At 63.3% G+C, this 18,223-nt stretch carries 14 protein-coding genes; 3 read left to right on the forward strand and 11 right to left on the reverse strand.

Annotated features, from left to right (window positions below; all coding sequences use genetic code 11):
* Positions 1 to 86 precede the first annotated feature (86 nt).
* Positions 87 to 725: a 4'-phosphopantetheinyl transferase superfamily protein gene (locus AAG799_RS05355; protein WP_341894783.1), complete on the forward strand. Its 639-nt coding sequence runs from the start codon at positions 87 to 89 to the stop codon at positions 723 to 725.
* Positions 726 to 738: 13 nt separating this feature from the next.
* On the opposite strand, the gene AAG799_RS05360 is transcribed toward AAG799_RS05355, so the two are convergent.
* From AAG799_RS05360 to AAG799_RS05380, 5 genes are all read right to left on the reverse strand, one after another.
* The gene (locus AAG799_RS05360) at positions 739 to 1,272 is read right to left on the reverse strand and encodes a hypothetical protein (protein WP_341894770.1); all 534 of its coding nucleotides are present in this window, start codon (positions 1,270 to 1,272) and stop codon (positions 739 to 741) included.
* Between the two features lie 485 nt (positions 1,273 to 1,757).
* Entirely contained in the window at positions 1,758 to 10,271 is an 8,514-nt protein-coding gene (locus AAG799_RS05365; protein WP_341894771.1) for a glucoamylase family protein, read from the reverse strand.
* Positions 10,272 to 10,331: 60 nt separating this feature from the next.
* Positions 10,332 to 10,637 (reverse strand): hypothetical protein, encoded by a 306-nt coding sequence (locus AAG799_RS05370; RefSeq protein ID WP_341894772.1) that lies wholly within the window; start codon positions 10,635 to 10,637, stop codon positions 10,332 to 10,334.
* Positions 10,638 to 10,693: 56 nt separating this feature from the next.
* Positions 10,694 to 10,822 carry a hypothetical protein gene (locus AAG799_RS05375; protein ID WP_341894773.1) on the reverse strand — a complete coding sequence of 43 codons (129 nt, stop codon included), beginning with the start codon at positions 10,820 to 10,822 and terminating at the stop codon, positions 10,694 to 10,696.
* A 152-nt stretch (positions 10,823 to 10,974) separates the two neighbouring features.
* Entirely contained in the window at positions 10,975 to 11,187 is a 213-nt protein-coding gene (locus AAG799_RS05380) for a cold-shock protein (protein ID WP_341894774.1), read from the reverse strand.
* Positions 11,188 to 11,571: 384 nt separating this feature from the next.
* On the opposite strand from AAG799_RS05380, the gene AAG799_RS05385 reads away from it, so the two are divergent.
* Positions 11,572 to 13,302 carry a Na/Pi cotransporter family protein gene (locus AAG799_RS05385; protein ID WP_341894775.1) on the forward strand — a complete coding sequence of 577 codons (1,731 nt, stop codon included), beginning with the start codon at positions 11,572 to 11,574 and terminating at the stop codon, positions 13,300 to 13,302.
* A gap of 99 nt (positions 13,303 to 13,401) precedes the next feature.
* Complete coding sequence (locus AAG799_RS05390; protein ID WP_341894776.1) at positions 13,402 to 13,875, forward strand: hypothetical protein; 474 nt, start codon at positions 13,402 to 13,404, stop codon at positions 13,873 to 13,875.
* Here AAG799_RS05390 and AAG799_RS05395 read toward each other — a convergent pair.
* The 6 genes from AAG799_RS05395 to AAG799_RS05420 form a co-directional block, all read right to left on the reverse strand.
* Positions 13,862 to 15,097, reverse strand: a complete 1,236-nt coding sequence (locus AAG799_RS05395) for an MFS transporter (protein WP_341894777.1) — start codon at positions 15,095 to 15,097, stop codon at positions 13,862 to 13,864. The genes AAG799_RS05390 and AAG799_RS05395 overlap by 14 nt on opposite strands.
* 43 nt (positions 15,098 to 15,140) lie before the next feature.
* Positions 15,141 to 15,470: a DHCW motif cupin fold protein gene (locus tag AAG799_RS05400; RefSeq protein WP_341894778.1), complete on the reverse strand. Its 330-nt coding sequence runs from the start codon at positions 15,468 to 15,470 to the stop codon at positions 15,141 to 15,143.
* A gap of 88 nt (positions 15,471 to 15,558) precedes the next feature.
* Positions 15,559 to 16,026, reverse strand: a complete 468-nt coding sequence (locus tag AAG799_RS05405) for a hypothetical protein (RefSeq protein WP_341894779.1) — start codon at positions 16,024 to 16,026, stop codon at positions 15,559 to 15,561.
* 2 nt (positions 16,027 to 16,028) lie between these two features.
* Positions 16,029 to 17,171 (reverse strand): acyl-CoA dehydrogenase family protein, encoded by a 1,143-nt coding sequence (locus tag AAG799_RS05410; protein WP_341894780.1) that lies wholly within the window; start codon positions 17,169 to 17,171, stop codon positions 16,029 to 16,031.
* A 2-nt stretch (positions 17,172 to 17,173) separates the two neighbouring features.
* Positions 17,174 to 17,710 carry a GNAT family N-acetyltransferase gene (locus AAG799_RS05415; protein WP_341894781.1) on the reverse strand — a complete coding sequence of 179 codons (537 nt, stop codon included), beginning with the start codon at positions 17,708 to 17,710 and terminating at the stop codon, positions 17,174 to 17,176.
* Between the two features lie 5 nt (positions 17,711 to 17,715).
* Positions 17,716 to 18,223 (reverse strand): biotin/lipoyl-containing protein (locus AAG799_RS05420; protein WP_341894782.1); only part of this gene is annotated, 508 nt, incomplete at its 5' end.

An 18,223-nucleotide genomic window follows, 5' to 3' on the forward strand; every position in this document is an offset into this window, starting at 1 on the left:
GCGCGTTCTTACAACCCCGCATACGGTTTTAGTATAATCTTTTGATTTATTCCACAACCTAGGCGTAAGCAGGACGCGAATTGAGCGTGATTATTATTCATATAACGGGATTTAAGACGGGACTGCGATTGTTGCCGTCCTGGGGACATCCGACCGATCTGGCTATGTCCCAGGCAGGACAAGTCGCACGCGCACTTTTGCGGTACGCGGCTACGGCAACAGAGAAATTTCCAGATGCGGTAAACTGGGTTTTTTCCCGTTCACCCTCGGGCCAACCTCAAGTGGAAAACGCGGAATCCCGGAGCATCTGGATTTCCTTCAGCCATTCCGGCGATTGGATCGGTTGCGGCCTGAGTACAAGAGGTCCGATCGGGATCGATATTGAAACGCATAAAAGCGACCGAAACCTGGTCGAAATAGCCAAGCTTGGTTTTGGCCCTGGCGAGCAACAGCGCAGTCAAAACGGCATTGATGAGTTCTATCGCATCTGGACAAGCCGGGAGGCCATCGCCAAGGCGACGGGTATCGGCATGGTGCAGGTCACTGATGGCCGGGACTATGCTGCTGCCGGGCCCATGTCGGGGGGCTGGCGCATTGAGACGCCCAATCAGGTCTGGAATCTCACCCACGCATTGCCTGTGGCGGGTCTCAGCTTTGCCTGCGCTACATCAGCAGACGAAACCGCAGTTCCGGAACCGCCGGTGGTGTTTCAGCTCTTTACCTAAATAGCCGCGGAACTCAGTAGTATTTGCGCCCGTAGTCGCAAGCATTTTCCACGACACGCGTCAGCATCAGACCGTCCGTGGCCCCGAATGTCCACGCACCACCCATCGCGGCCGCTTTGGCATAGAAGATGGGCTCAGCTACGACTTGCTGCGTCGACAGATCGGTATATTTGACCTTCAGCAATACAGCCGAACTGCCAGCCAGGGCCCCGGCGAAAATGCGCTCACCGGTATTGACCTTTTTAAGATCGACGATGCTTGGCTCGATCCGAAGTCTCCCGGTATCTGTGTCAGCGACAGATTTTCCCGCTTTAATCGCGGGGAAGACCATGTTCAAGCAGCCCTCCAACTCATTTGCGATTTTTTCCACGGCCTTCTGGTCGCTGGAATCGCCCTCCATTTTTTCTACAATAAGCGGCTTGAGTTCAGCGTATTTGAATTTGCCGAGCGGCACCTTGCTGGGCTGGATGGTTTCATCCTTCGCATGAATCTGCGTAGTGCACGCAGCCAGCAGCATCCCCGCCGCAGCGACAAAAATAATCTTCATTCTTAAATTCCCCCATGAACTTACCTGTCCATCTTTATATGGGGACAGGCAGATCGATCAAGACAAACTGGGTTGTGCATTCATCGGCCCAGGCAAACTATTGGCCTGCTCTTAACAAAAAGCCGACGGTATGCGTTCGCCACGTTTGCCATCCGTGCACAAAGGCATTCCTGGCTAGGCGTCACATTTCGGCCATGTCCAACTCTTAAAGTCCCGCCGCTCGCGTTTGCACCTATTGTGTCAATCAGTTGCAGGAAATGGGCGCCTTGTTGCGGGATATGGGTGTCCCGACATTCAGAACCCCCTCCGGACTGCAGCTAGCTTTGAACGCATATTCAAAGTAAGTCATTGAAATTATTATTGATAAATCTTTCCAGATTCTCGGTATGTGCAGCCGCCGTTGTCCAAAATTTTCGGGATTGCAGTCAGACGTGCACAGCTCTGCCGCTACCCGTCTCCGCGCAAATGCAGCCGCGTACAACCAGCTAAATCGAGATCAGCAAGCTGTGCTCCCCACCATCCAAGGGCAGCTCAAAGCCTTTCCCGACACACTCGATCCGCACACCGTCGAGGATGGCGTGCGCACCGTCCCAGCCATCTGACAATGACTGGGTGGTGCGAATGTTGTAGCGGCCTGAGCCAATCGACACGGTCGCTTCGAAACCGGGCCAGCTTTCTGGCAGACAGGGCTCGACGATCAGCATGGCGCCTTCGCGGCGCAGACCCAGAATGCCCTCGATGCCGGCCCGGTACATCCAGCCAGCCGCACCGGTGTACCAGGTCCAGCCGCCACGGCCGATATGCGGCGTCACGGAATAGACGTCGGCGGCAACCACATAGGGCTCGACCTTGTAGCGCTCGGCGTCATCAGGCGTGCGGGCATGATTGATGGGGTTGAGCAGGGCGAACAGCTCGGCTGCTGCCTGACCATCTCCCAGCTTCGCGAAAGCAAGAATGGCCCACATCCCGGCATGGCTGTATTGCCCGCCGTTTTCACGCAGGCCCGGCGGATAGCCCTTGATGTAACCGGGATCGAGCGACGTCTGGTCAAACGGCGGCGTGAACAGCAGCGCCAGCCCGTCCTGCTCACGGATCAGCTGCTGCTTCAGTGACGCCATCGCTGTCATCGCGCGTGTCGGGTCGGCTTTACCGGACAGAACTGCCCAGGACTGCGCGATGGAATCGATCCGGCATTCCTGGCTGCCCTGCGATCCAAGCCATGTCCCGTCGTCGAAAGTCGCACGGCGATACCAGGCACCGTCCCAGGCCTGCCGCTCCAGCGCCGTCCGCACCGTGGCGGCATGCGCCTGCCAGCGTGCCACCCGGTCCGGATCGCGCTGCACTGCCAGTGGCGCAAAGAGATCGATGGTCCGCAGCAGCAGCCAGGCCAGCCAAACGCTTTCGCCCTGTCCGTCCTGCCCGACGCGATTCATGCCGTCGTTCCAGTCGCCTGTACCCATCAACGGCAGTCCATGTCGGCCGGTCAGCGCCACGCACTGGTCGAGGCCGCGTGCGCAATGTTCAAACAGTGAGGCCGATTCATCGGCAACCATCGGCTGGAAGAAGGCATCGTGTTCGCCTGCGCCCAGAACAGGCCCCTCGATAAACGGCACGATCTCGTCGAGAACAGCCCCATCACCCGAAGTATTCACATAGGTCGCGGCGGCAAAAGCGAGCCAGACGCGGTCATCGGATATCCGCGTGCGCACGCCCTGACCGGAATACGGCAGCCACCAATGCTGGACATCGCCTTCGACGAACTGCCGGCCGGCGGCACGCAGCAGATGACGGCGCGTTTCATCCGGCATGGCAAAGGTCAGGGCCATGCCGTCCTGGAGCTGATCACGGAACCCATAGGCACCACTGGCCTGATAGAAGGCCGACCGCGCCCAGACACGACAGGCGAGCGTCTGATACAGCAGCCAGCCGTTCAGCATGATGTCCATCGCGCGATCCGGCGTCCTAACCTGAATGGCCCCCAGCAGTGTCTGCCAGTGATCGGTCACGTCACGCAGCACCGCATCGAGATCGGCCTCGCGATAGCGCAGAACCAGGGCCCGGGCTTCGTCGGCCGATCCGCATTGGCCGAGAAACCAGGCGATCTCGACCTCCTCCCCCACACCAAGCTCCACCATGCCCTGCAGGGCCGCACAGGGATCGAGTCCCGCGCCGGTGGCGCCCGACAGCGCTGCCTTCCCGGTCAGTCCCGCAGGCACGGCAACCGACCCGTTGCGGCCGAGGAATTCGGTGCGATCCGCTGTCCAGGCGGTTTGCCTGCCGCTCAAATCGGCAAAAGCGACGCGGCCGGAGAAAGCCGTACCCCAGGGATTGCGCGCCAGCATGGCGCCGGTCGCCTCGTCGATCTCCGTGATGATGAACGGGCCGGAAGCACCACGCGCCGTGCCCAATACCCATTCGGCATAGGCCGTGACGGACAGCCTCCGCGGTTTGCCAGACAGATTCCGAAGTGTCAGACGCGATATCTTTACCGGATCGGCAAGCGGCACATATTGCAGCAGGTCGAGCGCAATGCCACCAGCTTCATGCTCGAAACGGCTGTAGCCGTAACCATGACGCGCCGTGTAAACTCCGCCATCCCGGATCGGCTGGGCCGTGGCGCTCCACAGCTCGCCACTGATCTCGTCGCGCACATACAGCATGTCTCCGGCTGGATCGCGGACGGGATCGTTCGACCAGGCTGTGATCTGGTTCTCGCGACTGTTTTCAGCCCAGATGTAGCCGCTGCCTTCCGTCGAGACCTGGAACCCGAAACCGGGGTTGGCGATCACATTGATCCATGGTGCTGGCGTAACCTGCCCGGCATCGAGAACGGTTACATACTCCCGACCGTCCTTGTCGAATCCGCCCAGGCCGTTGAAGAATTCGAGCGCAGGAGGCGGCGTCAATCGAGTCGGCTGTGCAGCATCCACCAATGAAGTCTTGCGGCTCTCGGTGATGGAGCTGATAGCTGGCGCCGGCAATCGCGCCAGCTGGTCTGCGATGGGGCCACGGCGGGCGATCAGGGCGACGCGGGCAACCGACTGCAGCAGGGCCCGGGTCTCACCGCTAATGAGATCGGCACGGAGCGTGTAAACCGACCCTCGTGCCATCTCGCCGCCAAAACGCGGTCGCGCCTGGCTGCTGCGCACGGCGGTCTCGATGGCGATCTGCAGGTCCTGCGTATAGGAGGACGCACGCTCATTGACGATGACCAGGTCGACCCTGAGGCGTTTCATGCGCCAGTATTCGTGGGCCCGCAGCAGCTGCCGGACCTGGGCGATGTCCTCGATCTCGTCGATCCGCAGCAGAATGATGGGCCAATCGCCGGAAATCCCCTGCGGCCACAGGCCCGACTGCGGACCGGCGCCGCGCAGGATCGCATCAGACGGCGCCCGGAAGCGCGGATCGGCATAGAGGATCGGTGCGGCCAGGCGCTGGAAGTCGGCGGCTTCCTCCGCGTCGATATCGAGATGTCGCAACTGGACCTGGGCCTGGGTCCAGGCCAGCGTCTTGGCCCGGTCGAAGGCGCTGCGGTCATGATGCTTGTCGATAAGATGCAGAAGTTCGGTCCGCGACGATGCGACCAGAGTCCAGAACGCCAGCCGCGCCACCTGTCCGGGCGCAATCGTCACGCGATGCCGGAGCGCGAATACCGGATCCAGAACTGTGCCCGCCGTATTGGAGAGGGTGGCGTCGCCTGTCACGGCGGCAGCAGTGCCGATGGTCCGGCCCCGACCGATGAAGCGCGCGCGGTCGGACTCATACTGCGGATCGGCGGAGACCTCGCCTTCCACAACGGCGAAATGCGCCGCCCAGACCTCGGGTTCATCCTGTGCGCGCCGGCGTCGCGTTGCGATCAGCGCACCGAATTCGGCGAGATACTCGGTCTGCACAAACATCTTGGAGAAAGCCGGATGGGCGGTGTCGGCCGCCGGTGTTGCCAGAACCAGTTCGGCATAGGAGGTGATATCGATCTCGCGCGCACGCCGGCCACTGTTGGTCAGTGATACGCGACGGACTTCACCATCATCCTCGCCGGACACCAGAACATCCATGGCGGTGACCAACGTCTCGTCGCGATAGATGAACTCGGCGCAGTTCTCGGCGAAAATGACTTCATTGCCCTCGCCGCCAACGCCCGCCGGCTTTGCGGCAGGGGACCAGGCCTTGCCGCTGCGGACATCCCGCAGGAATATGAAGGTTCCCCAGTCATCGCGGGTCACGTCCTCATGCCAGCGGGTGATGGCGATGTCGCGCCAACGGCTGTAGCCCGCCCCTGTCGCGGTCAGCATCACGGCATAGCGGCCGTTCGACAGCATGTGGGTCACTGGCGCGCCGTCCACCGCTCCGATGATGCGGCGCACCGTCTCCACTTCGGCCCTGGCCTTGGTTGCAGCGACCTTGACTTCTTCGGCGCGCGGATGCGCGATGGCTATGCCGCGCGGCATGCGTTCCTGCAGCAGCAGTTCGCTGGCCTGGATTATCGGTTCGCGATGAAAGCGGCTCCGCATTTTTCCGTCATGCAGGATATTCGCGATGCCGACGATGGTCATGCCCTGGTGATGCGCCATGAAGCTGCGCACGATGGCGGCCGTCGTGTTATCCGGCAGCCGCGACCAGGTGAAATCGAGTGCCTCGTAAAAACCGTACCGTCCGCTGGCGCCCAGTTTCTCGAGATGGCTGTAGTTCCGCAGCGCGCCGCGCGGGTCGACCATGGTGGCAAGGCCCGTGGCATAGGGCGCAATCACTACATTCTCGGCCAGGCCGCGTTTCAGGCCGAGACCGGGCACGCCGAAATTGGAATACTGATAGGTGAATTCCATATCGCGCGCGTTATAGGCGGATTCAGATATGCCCCACGGAATGTCCAGTGTACGCGCATAGGATTTCTGGCGATCCACCACCAGGGTGTTGGTCCGCTCCAGCAGGCTTCCGGCCGGCGCACGCATGACAAGCGATGGCATCAGGTATTCAAACATCGACCCGGACCACGAAATCAGCGCGGCGCCATTCCCCAGCGGCGTCGAGGCGCGACCCAGGCGAAACCAGTGCTGGGTGGCGACATCGCCCTTGGCAATCGCAAACAGGCTGGCCAGTCGCGCCTCGGATGCCAGAAGATCGTAGCAGCTGGTGTCGCGGGTGTTATCGGCAACGGAATAGCCGATCGACAGCAGCTTGCGTTCCGGATCGAGCAGGAAGGCGAAGTCCATGGCGAGCGCCATCTCGCGGGCTGCCGCCGCAATCGCCTGCAACCGGTCATTCAGGTCTTGGGGCAAAACGGCCAGTTGCAGCCTGTCGCGTTCATGCTCGCCGATGACACGCCGCAACGCCTCGATCCAGAACACCAGATCCTGGAACAGGCCTGCGCCACCCGCCGGCACAATCTCGAGCGCCGCCCTTGCCGCTTTCTCGGCGAGCCGCCTCAGGGTCGGATAAACCGCGCCAGGCGTCAGCCCGCCATTCAGATGGCCATCGATCTCGGCAAGCAGTGCAGCAATCTCCTGGCCCCGCTCGCCGCCATCGGCTGGCAGCGCTGCAAGTGCGGTCTGCGCGAGCAGCAGGGTGTCGGCGATGCCGGTGCGCACCGTCGGTGCAGCGCCAGATCCCATCCACTCCTCGCAGGCATTTGCCAAGGCGAGCAGATGGCCGGCAAGATTGCCGCTGTCAACGGAAGAAACATAGGCGGGGTCAAGCACCCGCAGATCCTGTGTGCCATACCAGTTGTAGAAATGGCCTTTGAAACGCGGCAACCGGTGCAGGGTCGCCATCGTCGCGTCCAGCCGCTCGATGGTTTCCGTTGTGCCCGCCCATCCGAAATCCCGGGCCACCACGGTGGACAACAGATAAAGCCCGATATTGGTTGGCGAGGTCCGGTGTGCGACCGTCGGCTTCGGATCTTCCTGGAAATTATCCGGCGGCAGCATAGTCTCGGACGGCGTGACGAAAACCTCGAAATATCGCCAGGTCCGTCGTGCGATGAGACGCAAGTCGCGGGCTTCAGTATCCGAGACCACGAGCCGCCGTGATGTCGATGGCGACCGGCTGACCCACAGGGCCAGCGCCGGCGCCGTCAGCCACAGCACGGCAAAGGGCAGCGCGAAGGGCCATGCCATTGGCATCAGACCAACCGCGCCACCGGCCAGAAGACCGCCCAGAATCAGACCGCCGGACATTTTTCCGTAGAAGCCGCCCAGGCTCAGGCGCGGGCTCCCCGCCGACATTGCCGCCGTCGTCCATTCCAGCAGTTGGCGATGCGTCACGAATAGCCGCGTCAGAGTCCTGACGATGGCATCGCCCATCCGCCAGGCCTGATCGGGCAGGAAGGCAATCGACAGCAGTGTCTGCGTGACCGCGATTTTCACATCGCCGCCCAGCGCACCAAGGTGATTGCGCAGGCGGATTCCGGGCCGGGGTGGCAGAAGCGCGAAGAGAACCGGCAGGAATGCCGGCACGGCGATCACCGCCAGGGCCAGCAGCAGTCCCGGCAGGATGGACGGCAGCGGCAGCAGCCAGCACAGGCCAACCAGCAGCAGCGTGAAGGGCGCCAGCAGCGAGCGCCGCAGATTGTCGAGCATCTTCCAGCGCCCGAGCGTAGGCACTGCCAGATGTCCGTCGCGCGGGCCAAATATCCAGGGCAGCAGCTGCCAGTCGCCGCGCGTCCACCGGTGCTGCCGTTTGGCGATGACATCGTAGCGGGCTGGAAAATCCTCGATGACCTCGATATCGGAGGCCAGACCGGACCGCGCATACACGCCTTCCAGCAGATCATGGCTGAGCACCTTGTTTTCCGGGATACGGCCGGACAGCGCAGCCTCGAAGGCATCAACATCGTAGATGCCCTTGCCGGTATAGGATCCTTCTCCGAACAGGTCCTGATAAACATCGGATGCGGCGGCGGCATAGGGATCGATGCCACCCGGGCTGGAAAAGATCCGCTGATAGAGCGATCCCTCGCTGCCCACCGGCAGGGACGGCGTGACACGTGGCTGCAGAATCCCGTAACCGCTGACGATACGCTGCTCGATGACACTGAACCTCGGCCGGTTCAGTGGATGCGCCATCTTGCCGATCAGGCGCATCGCGGCATCCCGCGGCAGCCTCGTATCGGCATCGAGCGTGATGACATATCGCACGTCTTCCGGCAGCTGCGAGGCCTGTCCCGCAACGGGCATGAATGTGGTATCGGGTGCGCCGCGTAACAGCCGATTCAGTTCATGCAGCTTGCCGCGCTTGCGTTCCCACCCCATCCACGTGCTTTCGCTCGCATTCACGACGCGCCGGCGATGCAGAAGATGAAAGCGGGCCCCGCCGGGCGCCGGCCCGTGACGCCGGTTCAGGTCGGCAATGGCGTCTGTGGCCAGGGCGAGCAGACGCGTATCGCTCTCAAGCATTTCTTCGTTTGCATCCGCACCATCCGACAGAAGCGCAAAATACAGATCACCGTTGACGCCGGAAAGATAGTGGACCTCCAGGCGTTCGATCTGTTCCAGCAGGTCCGCTTCATCGACCAAGAGGGTCGGCACGGCCACCAGCGTGCGCAGTGACGCGGGAATACCGGCCTTGAGTTCGAGTCCGGGCAGCGCCACGGCGCCCGCGCTCCAGATGACTGCGCGATTGACCAGCGCCGTTGCAACTTCGGATGCCGGCAGAAAACCGGCCGCCAGGAACAGCGCCATCCAGCCGGCATGCAGGCCAGGCACCTCTATCGCCAGTGCGGCCAGGCCCAGAAGCAGGCCGGTGACCAGCAGGATGGCGCCAACATAGCCGGGAATACCGAGGCGGGTGTTCAGCCGGCCGACCCAAAGCCGCGGCGATGGCCTGAATCCGATCGTCCGTTCCAGCGCAGACCGTCCCTCGGCGATCAGATGATAGCCGGGATCGCCCATGCGCTCGGCATCGGCGGGATTGATCGCATCGGTTACGGCAAGACGCGCAGCCTTCAGGGTATGATCAACAACCTCGAGTTCGGAACAGGATGAGCCACGGGCGAGCTGCTCGATGGCTTTCCGGTAGAGGTCGCGGGTCGGGAAGTCCATGGCGGCGAAATCGCTGCCGGCCCGCAGACGGTGATCGACCAGGCTGACGCTTTCGACCAGATCGGCCCAGTCGATGTCGGAGATCAGGCGCATGCTGGTGATGACATTGCGCACTGTGAGATTGGAAGCACCCTGTCTTTGCTGGGCATGCTGGACGACATCGCCGATCGTGACGTCCTGCTCTCCCAGCCGGCGCTCCAGCCATCCCAGGGCCGGCATCGCCCGGGGATCCTGGTCGCGCAGCCGCTTGGCAAGCTGGGCCGCGAACCGTTCTGACAGCGGCTCGAGCGACTGCGCCGACAAGTCTGCTTCCAGTGCCGATCGGATCCTTGCAGGATCGAGCAGCCGGTCAGCCAGAGCATCGGCGCTCGCCCGGGTTTCGCGCCCCACCGTGATCTGGTCGGCCAGCCGGCGCAGGTTTTCAATCAGGACGATGCGCAGGGTGATGGCGACGGCCCAGAGTTCGCCGATGGTCAGCGGCTGCACCCGCTGATAGGCAGCGATGAACCGGCGCAATGTATCTGGATCGAAATGACTGTCTGTATGGGCGACAAAGGCCCAGGCGAGGCCGAAGACTCTGGGGTATCCGGCGAACGGGCCTTCTGCCAGCTTCGGCAGCTGGCGATAATAACCCGGTGGCAGATCATCGCGGATTTCGCGGATCTGTTCCTCCACCAGGTGATAGTTGTCGAGCAACCACTCCGCGGCCGGAACGACATCGCCGCCTTTTTCCAATTCGGCAGCATCGGCCCGGTACGCCGCCAGCAGAACCCGGGCATTGTCATCAAGCCGTGTGCGCAGGGACAACACGACAGGCGGCCTGGCTGTTACCTGCTGGGCAAGGGCAAGGCTTTCGGCATGCTGCTCCAGCCGTTCGACGCCGAACAGCTCCTCCCTGACCGGCGCTGCGTCATGCCAGGGCAATGATCGGCGACCGAGGATATGACGAAGTCTTGCGATCATGCACACCTCTCGGCTTCGCACAGGCGAGCCGCCGCATGCAAAGCGCAGGATAAATAGGTTCTAATGGCTCCAGTCGGCTGCCGACGGAAGGTCGCCGTCGATATCGACATGGGCGGCATCGCCATCGGGCGTCAGTTTCCGCTCGCTAAAGCGCAGGCTGACGATGCGTCCGCCGTCCATCAGCAGCTGCAGGTCACGGCGGCCGAACACGCTGCGCAGGATTGCGGGCGACATCCGAATTTCGCCGTTGGCCATGACCTGACCGGTCGGGCCGATAAACCCGTCGAAGTCATAGTCGGCCTGCCCGAACACCTCTACCCCACATGCAAGCGTCGCTTGGCCATGCAGTCTGCCGAGAAAGCGCATGACGCAGCCTTACGGACTAGCCATATGAGACGACGCCATGGCCAGGACTGAAAGGGTCACTTCTTTTTCTTCGCCGGCGTGGCTGAAGCCAGCAACCCCTTCATCGGCGTCGGCTCGACCACTGCGGCGACGACTTTCTTCGGCTTCTTCATTTCACGGTTGCTGCGCTTTTGTGACTTGGCCATGACGATCTCCTGTGCTGCCCGATCCGCGGGTGCGGCTGAGCTGAAAAATCAAAAGGCCCCATCACCTCGATCAGGTGCGGGGCCCATGGGCAGTGTGTTTCATGACGATTAAACCTGACGGGCCGCTTATGGTTCCCGCCAGCATCGCCATCTCAGTCAAGATTCTTGAGATTATCGGCCGACATCTTGCCGCTTTTGCGGTCGGCAGCCAGCTCGAAGCTCAGCTTCTGGCCTTCGCGCAGGTCGTTCATGCCGGCACGTTCGACCGCACTGATATGAACAAAAGCGTCGTTCCCGCCCCCGTCAGGCGCAATAAAGCCGAAGCCCTTATTGGCGTTAAACCATTTCACGGTTCCCGTCGTCATCAGGAAACCCTTTCAAATAGAGGAGCGCGCCCGTCTGGGCGCCGTCGAAATCGCATTTTCAGGTAAGAAGATGTCAGCATAGCGCTGATGCAATCAGCGGAAGGCGGCGTCGTCCGGCCATCTATCGACATTCAGGAGATGGGAACGGCACGGCGCGCAATCAAGCCGGCCGCAAAGAAACCACCCCCATTAGCCGCATTTAAACCCTTGGGCTTTATGTCATATGGGTGTAATGAATCTGTCATAATTGAGTTTTAAACCTGAAAGCCCCCCCCAGAAAATGCCTGTTTTCCGCGATCCCGACCCCGACCCCGACGGCACCCTGGACGCGTCCGCGCCCCCCGCCAGCTTTTTCCTGGCGCGCCATGACCGGGGGGCCGCGTGATGAGCAGCAGTGCAGGCGCGACCGAACTCCTTCTCCATCTCGTCGCCGGCGTGGCGCTCCTGCTCTGGGGCGTGCGCATGGTGCGCACCGGCATGACGCGCGCCTTCGGCGCGCCGCTGCGGCGCTATCTCGGCCAGGCGATGCGCAACCGCTTCCAGGCTTTCCTCGCCGGCATCGGCGTCACCGCCCTGCTGCAGTCGAGCACGGCGACAGCGATGATCGTGTCCTCCTTTGCCGGGCGCGGCCTGATCGTGGGCGGCGCCGCCATTGCCGTGCTGCTCGGTGCAGGCATCGGCACATCGATCACCGCGCAGTATCTCTCGCTCGACCTGCACTGGCTCGGGCCGCTCTGCATCATCCTCGGCGTGATCGGTTTCTTCGTCTCCGAAAGCGGCCTGCCGCGCCATGTCGGCCGCCTGCTGATCGGCATCGGCCTGATGCTGCTGTCGCTGGAGATGATCATCAGCGCCTCGGCGCCGCTGCGCGATGCGCCCGGCCTTGCCGCCATCCTCAATCCTTTGCAGCGCGAGCCGGTGCTCGGCGTGCTGCTGTTCACCCTGCTGACCTGGCTGAGCCATGCCAGCCTCGCCACCGTGCTGCTCGCCGCCTCGCTGGCCAAGGCCGGCACCGTGGATGCGACGCTGGCGGTGGCGCTGGTGATCGGCGCCAATCTCGGCACCGCGATTTCGCCGCTGGTGGCAAGCAGCGGCCAGCCGCCGGCGGCCCGCCGCGCCCAGCTGGCCAACCTGATCACCCGCGTGATCGCCACCCTGGTGGCGATTCCCTTTCTCAGCCAGATTCCGCAGCTGCTGGCCTGGGCCGGCGAAGACGGCGCCCGCATGGCGGTGAACACCCATACCGCCTTCAACATCGCCATCGCGCTGGCCTTCCTGCCGCTTGTCGCGCTGCTCGACAAGGTGACGCATCGCCTGCTGCCCGACCTGCCCGCAGCGGAATCCGCCGGCAAGCCGCGCTATCTCGACAAATCCGCGCTGGAAACGCCGACCGTGGCGCTGGCCGCCGCCGCGCGCGAAACCCTGCGGCTCAGCGATGCCGTGGCGCGCATGCTGGACGACACCATGACGGTGTTCACCCGCGATGATTCGAAACTCGCGAAAGCCGTGGAACAGGCCGACGATGCAGTGGACGGCCTCTACGAGGCGATCAAGCTGTATCTCACCGAACTCTCCAAGCATGGCCTGGATGAAGCGGAAAGCCGCCGCTATGTCGACGTGCTCACCTTCACCACCAACCTGGAGCATATCGGCGACATCATCGACAAAAACCTGATGGAGCTGGCGCAGAAGAAGATCAAGAACAAGCTGGCCTTCTCCAAGGAGGGCCTGGCCGAGCTGACCGACTTCCACCATCGCGTCGCCGCCAACCTGCAGATGGCCTGCAACCTGTTCATGTCAGGCGATGTGAAGATGGCGCGCCAGCTGCTGCAGGAAAAGGTCGACCTGCGCGTCGCCGAACAGCGCGCGGCGGAGAACCATTACCAGCGCATCCGCGACGGCCGCGCCGAAAGCATCGAGACCAGCGCCATCCATCTCGACCTGATCCGCGACCTGAAGCGGATCAACAGCCATCTCACTGCGGTCGCCTATCCGATCCTGGAACAGGCCGGCGAGCTGACCGCGACGCGGCTGCGCGCCGATGAACGGCTCGACCGCTCCTCGCAGCTCACCGCCGACACGACCGCGAAGAACAGCCGCACCAGCCTGGCGTAAGCAGGCATCTGCATACGATTGTCATCTTTGATGGCATCTGGTTGACGCCATCATCGTCAGGCCCCTAGGTTTCCATAGGGAAACGGTGGGAGCCTGACAATGAAGAATGGAATCTGCGGCATGCTGGCGGCCATGATGCTGATGGCGGCCACGCCCGCCGTGGCACAGAATGCCGCCGCCCCGAATGAGTGGGCTATCGAGTTCATCGGCCGGGCCGCACGCAATTACGACGAGGCTTTCCAGGCCTTCAAAGCCGAGACCTATCTGGGCCAGACGGTGGCACCGGTCACCGAGACCATGCGCGATGCCTTCCGCAAGAATGTGAATGCCTATGGCCCGGTGCAGACCTATGAGGTTGTTGCCGAGCATGCGATCGGCGATCGGCTGCGGCGCGTGCATATCCTCGCCTATCACCCGAAAGGCATACAGTTCTTCACCATGGACTTCTATCGGCAGACACCGACCGATGGCTGGTATCTGCATGGCATGAAGATCGACGTCAGCGTGCAGGGTCTGCCCTGGCCACCAGTGCCGGCACCTGCTGCAGCGACCGCCGGCGTCAAGCCGCGCTGACGGTCGCCCCGGCCACCCGCCTTAAGCCACTCTGTCGCGTCAGCAGCCAGACTGCGATCAGCACATTCACCAGGTTGAAGGCGATGCCATTCAGCAGGGCGGCCTGATACGAGCCGGTGAGATCGTAGATCCTGCCTGACATCCAGCCGCCCAGCGCCATGCCGGCGAGCGTGGATGAAATCGCCAGGCTGACGCGGAAGCCCGCCTGCCCGGCGGGGAACAGCTCGCGCACGATGAAGGCATAGCTGGGCACGATGCCGCCCTGCACCAGGCCGAACACCGCCGAGATGATGTAAAGCGACATCAGCCCGTCGAATGGCAGATAGAGCGCCAGCGCCAGCATCTGCAGGGTCGAGCCCAGCAGCAGCGTCTTCAGCCCGCCGATGCGGTCGAGAATATAGCCCGAGGCCAGCCGGCTGATGATGCCAAAGCCGAGCATCAAGGAGAGCATCTCGGCGCCGCGCGCCGGGCCATAGCCCAGATCGACGCAATAGGCGACGATATGCACCTGCGGCATCGACATGGCGACGCAGCAGCAAAGCCCCATGATGACGATGCAGGCCTGGATCACATTCGGATGCAGGCCGAGCGGCCGCAGGAAGCCGGCCGCAGCAGCGGCCTCCGTGGCGGGTTTCAGCAGCGGCGGCTTCGGCCGCAGGATCAGCGCCAGCGGCAGCATGGTGACCAGGCAGAACAGGCCGGTGTAGAGATGCGTCTGGCGCCAGCCCACCTCGGCGATGAAATGCTCCAGCACCGGCGGCCAGATCGTGCCGGCGACATAGTTGCCGGATGCACAGAGCGCAATCGCCAGGCCGCGCCGCTTCTCGAACCACAGCGAGGTATCGGCCAGCAAGGGCGCGAACAGCGCCGCGCTGCCCAGCATGGCGATGGCGATGCCGGAGATGATGGCGAAGATCCACACATTGCTGGCAAAGGAGGCGGCGGCATAGCCGGCCGACATCACGACGGTGGCAATCAGCAGCGGCGTGGTGATGCCGCGCTTGTCGGCCAGCCGGCCCATCAGCACGGTGCCGAAGACGAACCCGATCATGGTCAGCGTGTATGGCAGCGCCGCGTCGGCGCGGGCAATGCCGAATTCGGCCTGCACGGCCGGCACGACAACCACCGGCGACCACATGCCGACGCCGCCGATGGTGCCGATCACCATGGCGGCCACCAGCCTGACCCAGGCATATCCGGAATCGACGCGGCTCTCGGTCACGGGCAGTCCTCCGGGGTGGCGGGTCTTTTCTTGTTTTTACAGCTTAGTCGACAATGAACAGCTTGGCACCCATGCTGGTCCGCGAGCGATGCGGTTCCGCATTGTCGGCCACCTGATAGGACTGGCCGGCTTTCATGACGAATTCGCGGCCATCTTCCAGCTCGGTGACCAGCTCACCTTCCAGCACGAACAGGATATGGCCCTTCACGCACCAGTGGTCGGCCAGATAGCCCGGCGTGTAATCGACGCGGCGCACCCGGATGCCGCCAAAGGTCTGCGTGCGCCAGGTGGCGCTGCCGGTCTCGCCCTTGTGCTGGGTCGGTTCAATCTTCGACCAGTCGGTGGTGCCGAAGGGAATGTTGCTCATCTGCATGATGGTACGGGCTCCTGAAATCCATCCGCTTCTAGGCCGGGATTCCACGCAAATCCAGCGCGGAATTGTCAGGCGACAATATCGCAGCCTAATGCGCGCCGAAAACCGCGCCGCCGATGGTGATCGTGCCGGCCAGCAGCAGGATCAGGTGCAGCCGCCAGGCCCAGGCAAAGGTCGCATCGGAATCGCGGGCGGCCCAGCGCCGGAAGGCACGGTGCAGCCACAGCGGCTCGAGGACAAAGAGCACAAAAACAAACAGCAGCCACAGCACCGCCATGGCCTGCATCCACCAGTAGGTGGCGAGATGCGCCATGGTGAAGCGATGCCACAGATCAAGCCGCCACAGCAGCCAGAAGCCGCTGGCCCCGGCGATGACCACGGCCCAGCGTGCGATCTCGCCGAACGGCCGCTCCATATTTTCAAACAGCGCCAGCCGCGCCGCAGCCAGCAACCGGCGGGCCTGCGGCAGCACCACGAAGGTCACGAAAGCGATGCCGCCGAACCACACGACAATCGACAGCACATGCAGCAGGCGGGCAAGCAGCAGATCATCCATCGCTACCAGCCGAGCTGGCGGCTGGCGAGATCCTTCATGATCTCCTCGGCGCCGCCACCGATGGCATTCACCTTCACCTCGCGATAGATGCGCTCGACGCGCGCGCCGCGCATGAAACCGGCGCCGCCGAAAATCTGCACGGCCTCGGAGGCACAGAAGGCCATGGTCTGGGTCGCCTGATTCTTCAGCAGGCAGAGCGCGGCAATCGGGCTTTCGCCCTGATCCAGCGCCCAGGCGATGCGCTCCAGCATGGCCTGGCTGGCTTCGATCCGCTGCGCCATGTCGACCAGCTTGTGGCGGATCACCTGGTGGCGGATCAGCGGCTTGCCGAAGGTCTCGCGCAGCCGCGCATAATCCAGCGCATCTTCATAAGCCACCTGGGCGAAGCCGATGGCGGATGCCGCGAGCCCAAGCCGCTCGTCGTTGAAATTCAGCATGATGCCGCGGAAGCCGGCATTCTCCTCGCCGATCAGGTTCTCTGCCGGCACGCGGCAGTCGTCGAAATGCAGCGTGGCGGTATCCGATGCCCACCAGCCCATCTTTTTCAGCGGCGTGCGGGTGAAGCCCGGCGTGTCGCGCTCGACCAGCAGCAGCGAGACGCCGGCCATGCCCGGCCCGCCGGTGCGCACCGCCACGGTGTAGTAATCGGCGCGCATGCCAGAGGTGATGAAGGTCTTCTCGCCGCGCACAATGTAATCATCGCCGTCGCGTCTGGCCGTGGTCTTGAGATTCGCCACATCGGAACCGCCGCCCGGTTCGGTGATGGCCAGCGCCGCGATCTTCTCGCCCTTCAGCACGCCGGGCAGCACCTTTTGCTGCAGAGTGCCGGACCCCAGCCTGGCGATGGGCGGGCAGCCGATGGTGTGGCTCATCAGCGACGCGGCAACACCACCCGAACCGCCGCGCGCCAGCTCCTGGCCGACAATGATGCCGTAGAAACGGTCCGCCGGCACGCCGCCATGCTCTTCCGGGAAATTCAGCTGCAGCAGGCCGATATCCGCCGCCTTCCTGTAAAGCGCGCGCGGGAATTCGCCGGCCTCGTCCCAGGCATCGGCAAAGGGCGCGATCTCTTTCGCCACAAAGCGGCGCAGCTGGTCGCGGAAAGCCTCATGGTCGGGCGTGTAATAGGGCGAGGCGCCAAGCATGCTCAGCCGCCGCTCTGTGGCGGGCGCAGCCGCGCCATCATGATGATGTCGTCGTATTCGCCATCCAGCTTGCGGGCACGGCTTTTCACGCCCTCGGTGACAAAGCCGAATTTTCGATACAGCTTCACGGCCGATTCATTGCTGGCATAGACCTGCAGCTCGACCCGCTCGATGCCGACACGGCCGGCCGTGTCGAACACGGTCTGCAGCATCCGCCGCCCCAGGCCCTGGCCGCGCCAGGCGGCATCCAGCCCCATGCCGACGGTGCCGACATGGGCAAAGCCGTTGCGATGCGGCGTCTGCGGCTGCACATGGATGTTGCACCAGCCCACCACCTGGTGCTGCGGATCGACCGCGACAATGAAGGGCAGGCCGCGCTGCAACATGGCCTTGAGATAGAATTTCACCTCCGACAGCGCCGGTGCGGCGGTGAAGGCGAGATAGCGCCGCTCGGCCGCCACGCGGTCGAGACAGGCGCGATAGCCCTCGGCATCGACCTCGGTGATCGGGCGCAGGATGGCGGTCGGCCTCTCGCTCATCGCATTCACTCCGCCGCCACGGCCGGCGTCAGCGCCGCCAGCAGCTGGCGCGTCGCCACCTGGTCGCCGACCCTGACCGGCAGGCTGTCCACCGTGGCATCCACACGCGCCACCATTTCATGCTGCATCTTCATCGCTTCCATCACCACCAGGCGCTGGCCCTTTTTCACCCGATCGCCGGCAGCGGCCAGCACGGCAACGATCCTGCCATTCATCGGCGCGCGCAGCTCGCGCTCGGCCGCACCCTCGGCCTCGGCCGGCGGGGCCCAGGTGAGATCGGCGCAACTGAGATCCTGTGTACCACAGGCCAGATGCAGCAGATCGCCGGCAAAGGCATAGACCGCATCCTGCTCGATGCCGCCGACCGCGACCCGCAGCCGGTTCTCGCCACGCGCGGTCACCCTATAGTCCGCATCGCCGATGCGATAGCGGTCCGCGCCGGTCACCGCGACCGATAGCGTCATGCGGCTGTCACCGATGCCGAGCTTGACCGGCCAGCTGAAACTGCCGCCG

It is taken from the genome of Ferrovibrio terrae, from assembly GCF_943371255.1.
GTDB classification, from domain to species: domain Bacteria; phylum Pseudomonadota; class Alphaproteobacteria; order Ferrovibrionales; family Ferrovibrionaceae; genus Ferrovibrio; species Ferrovibrio terrae_B.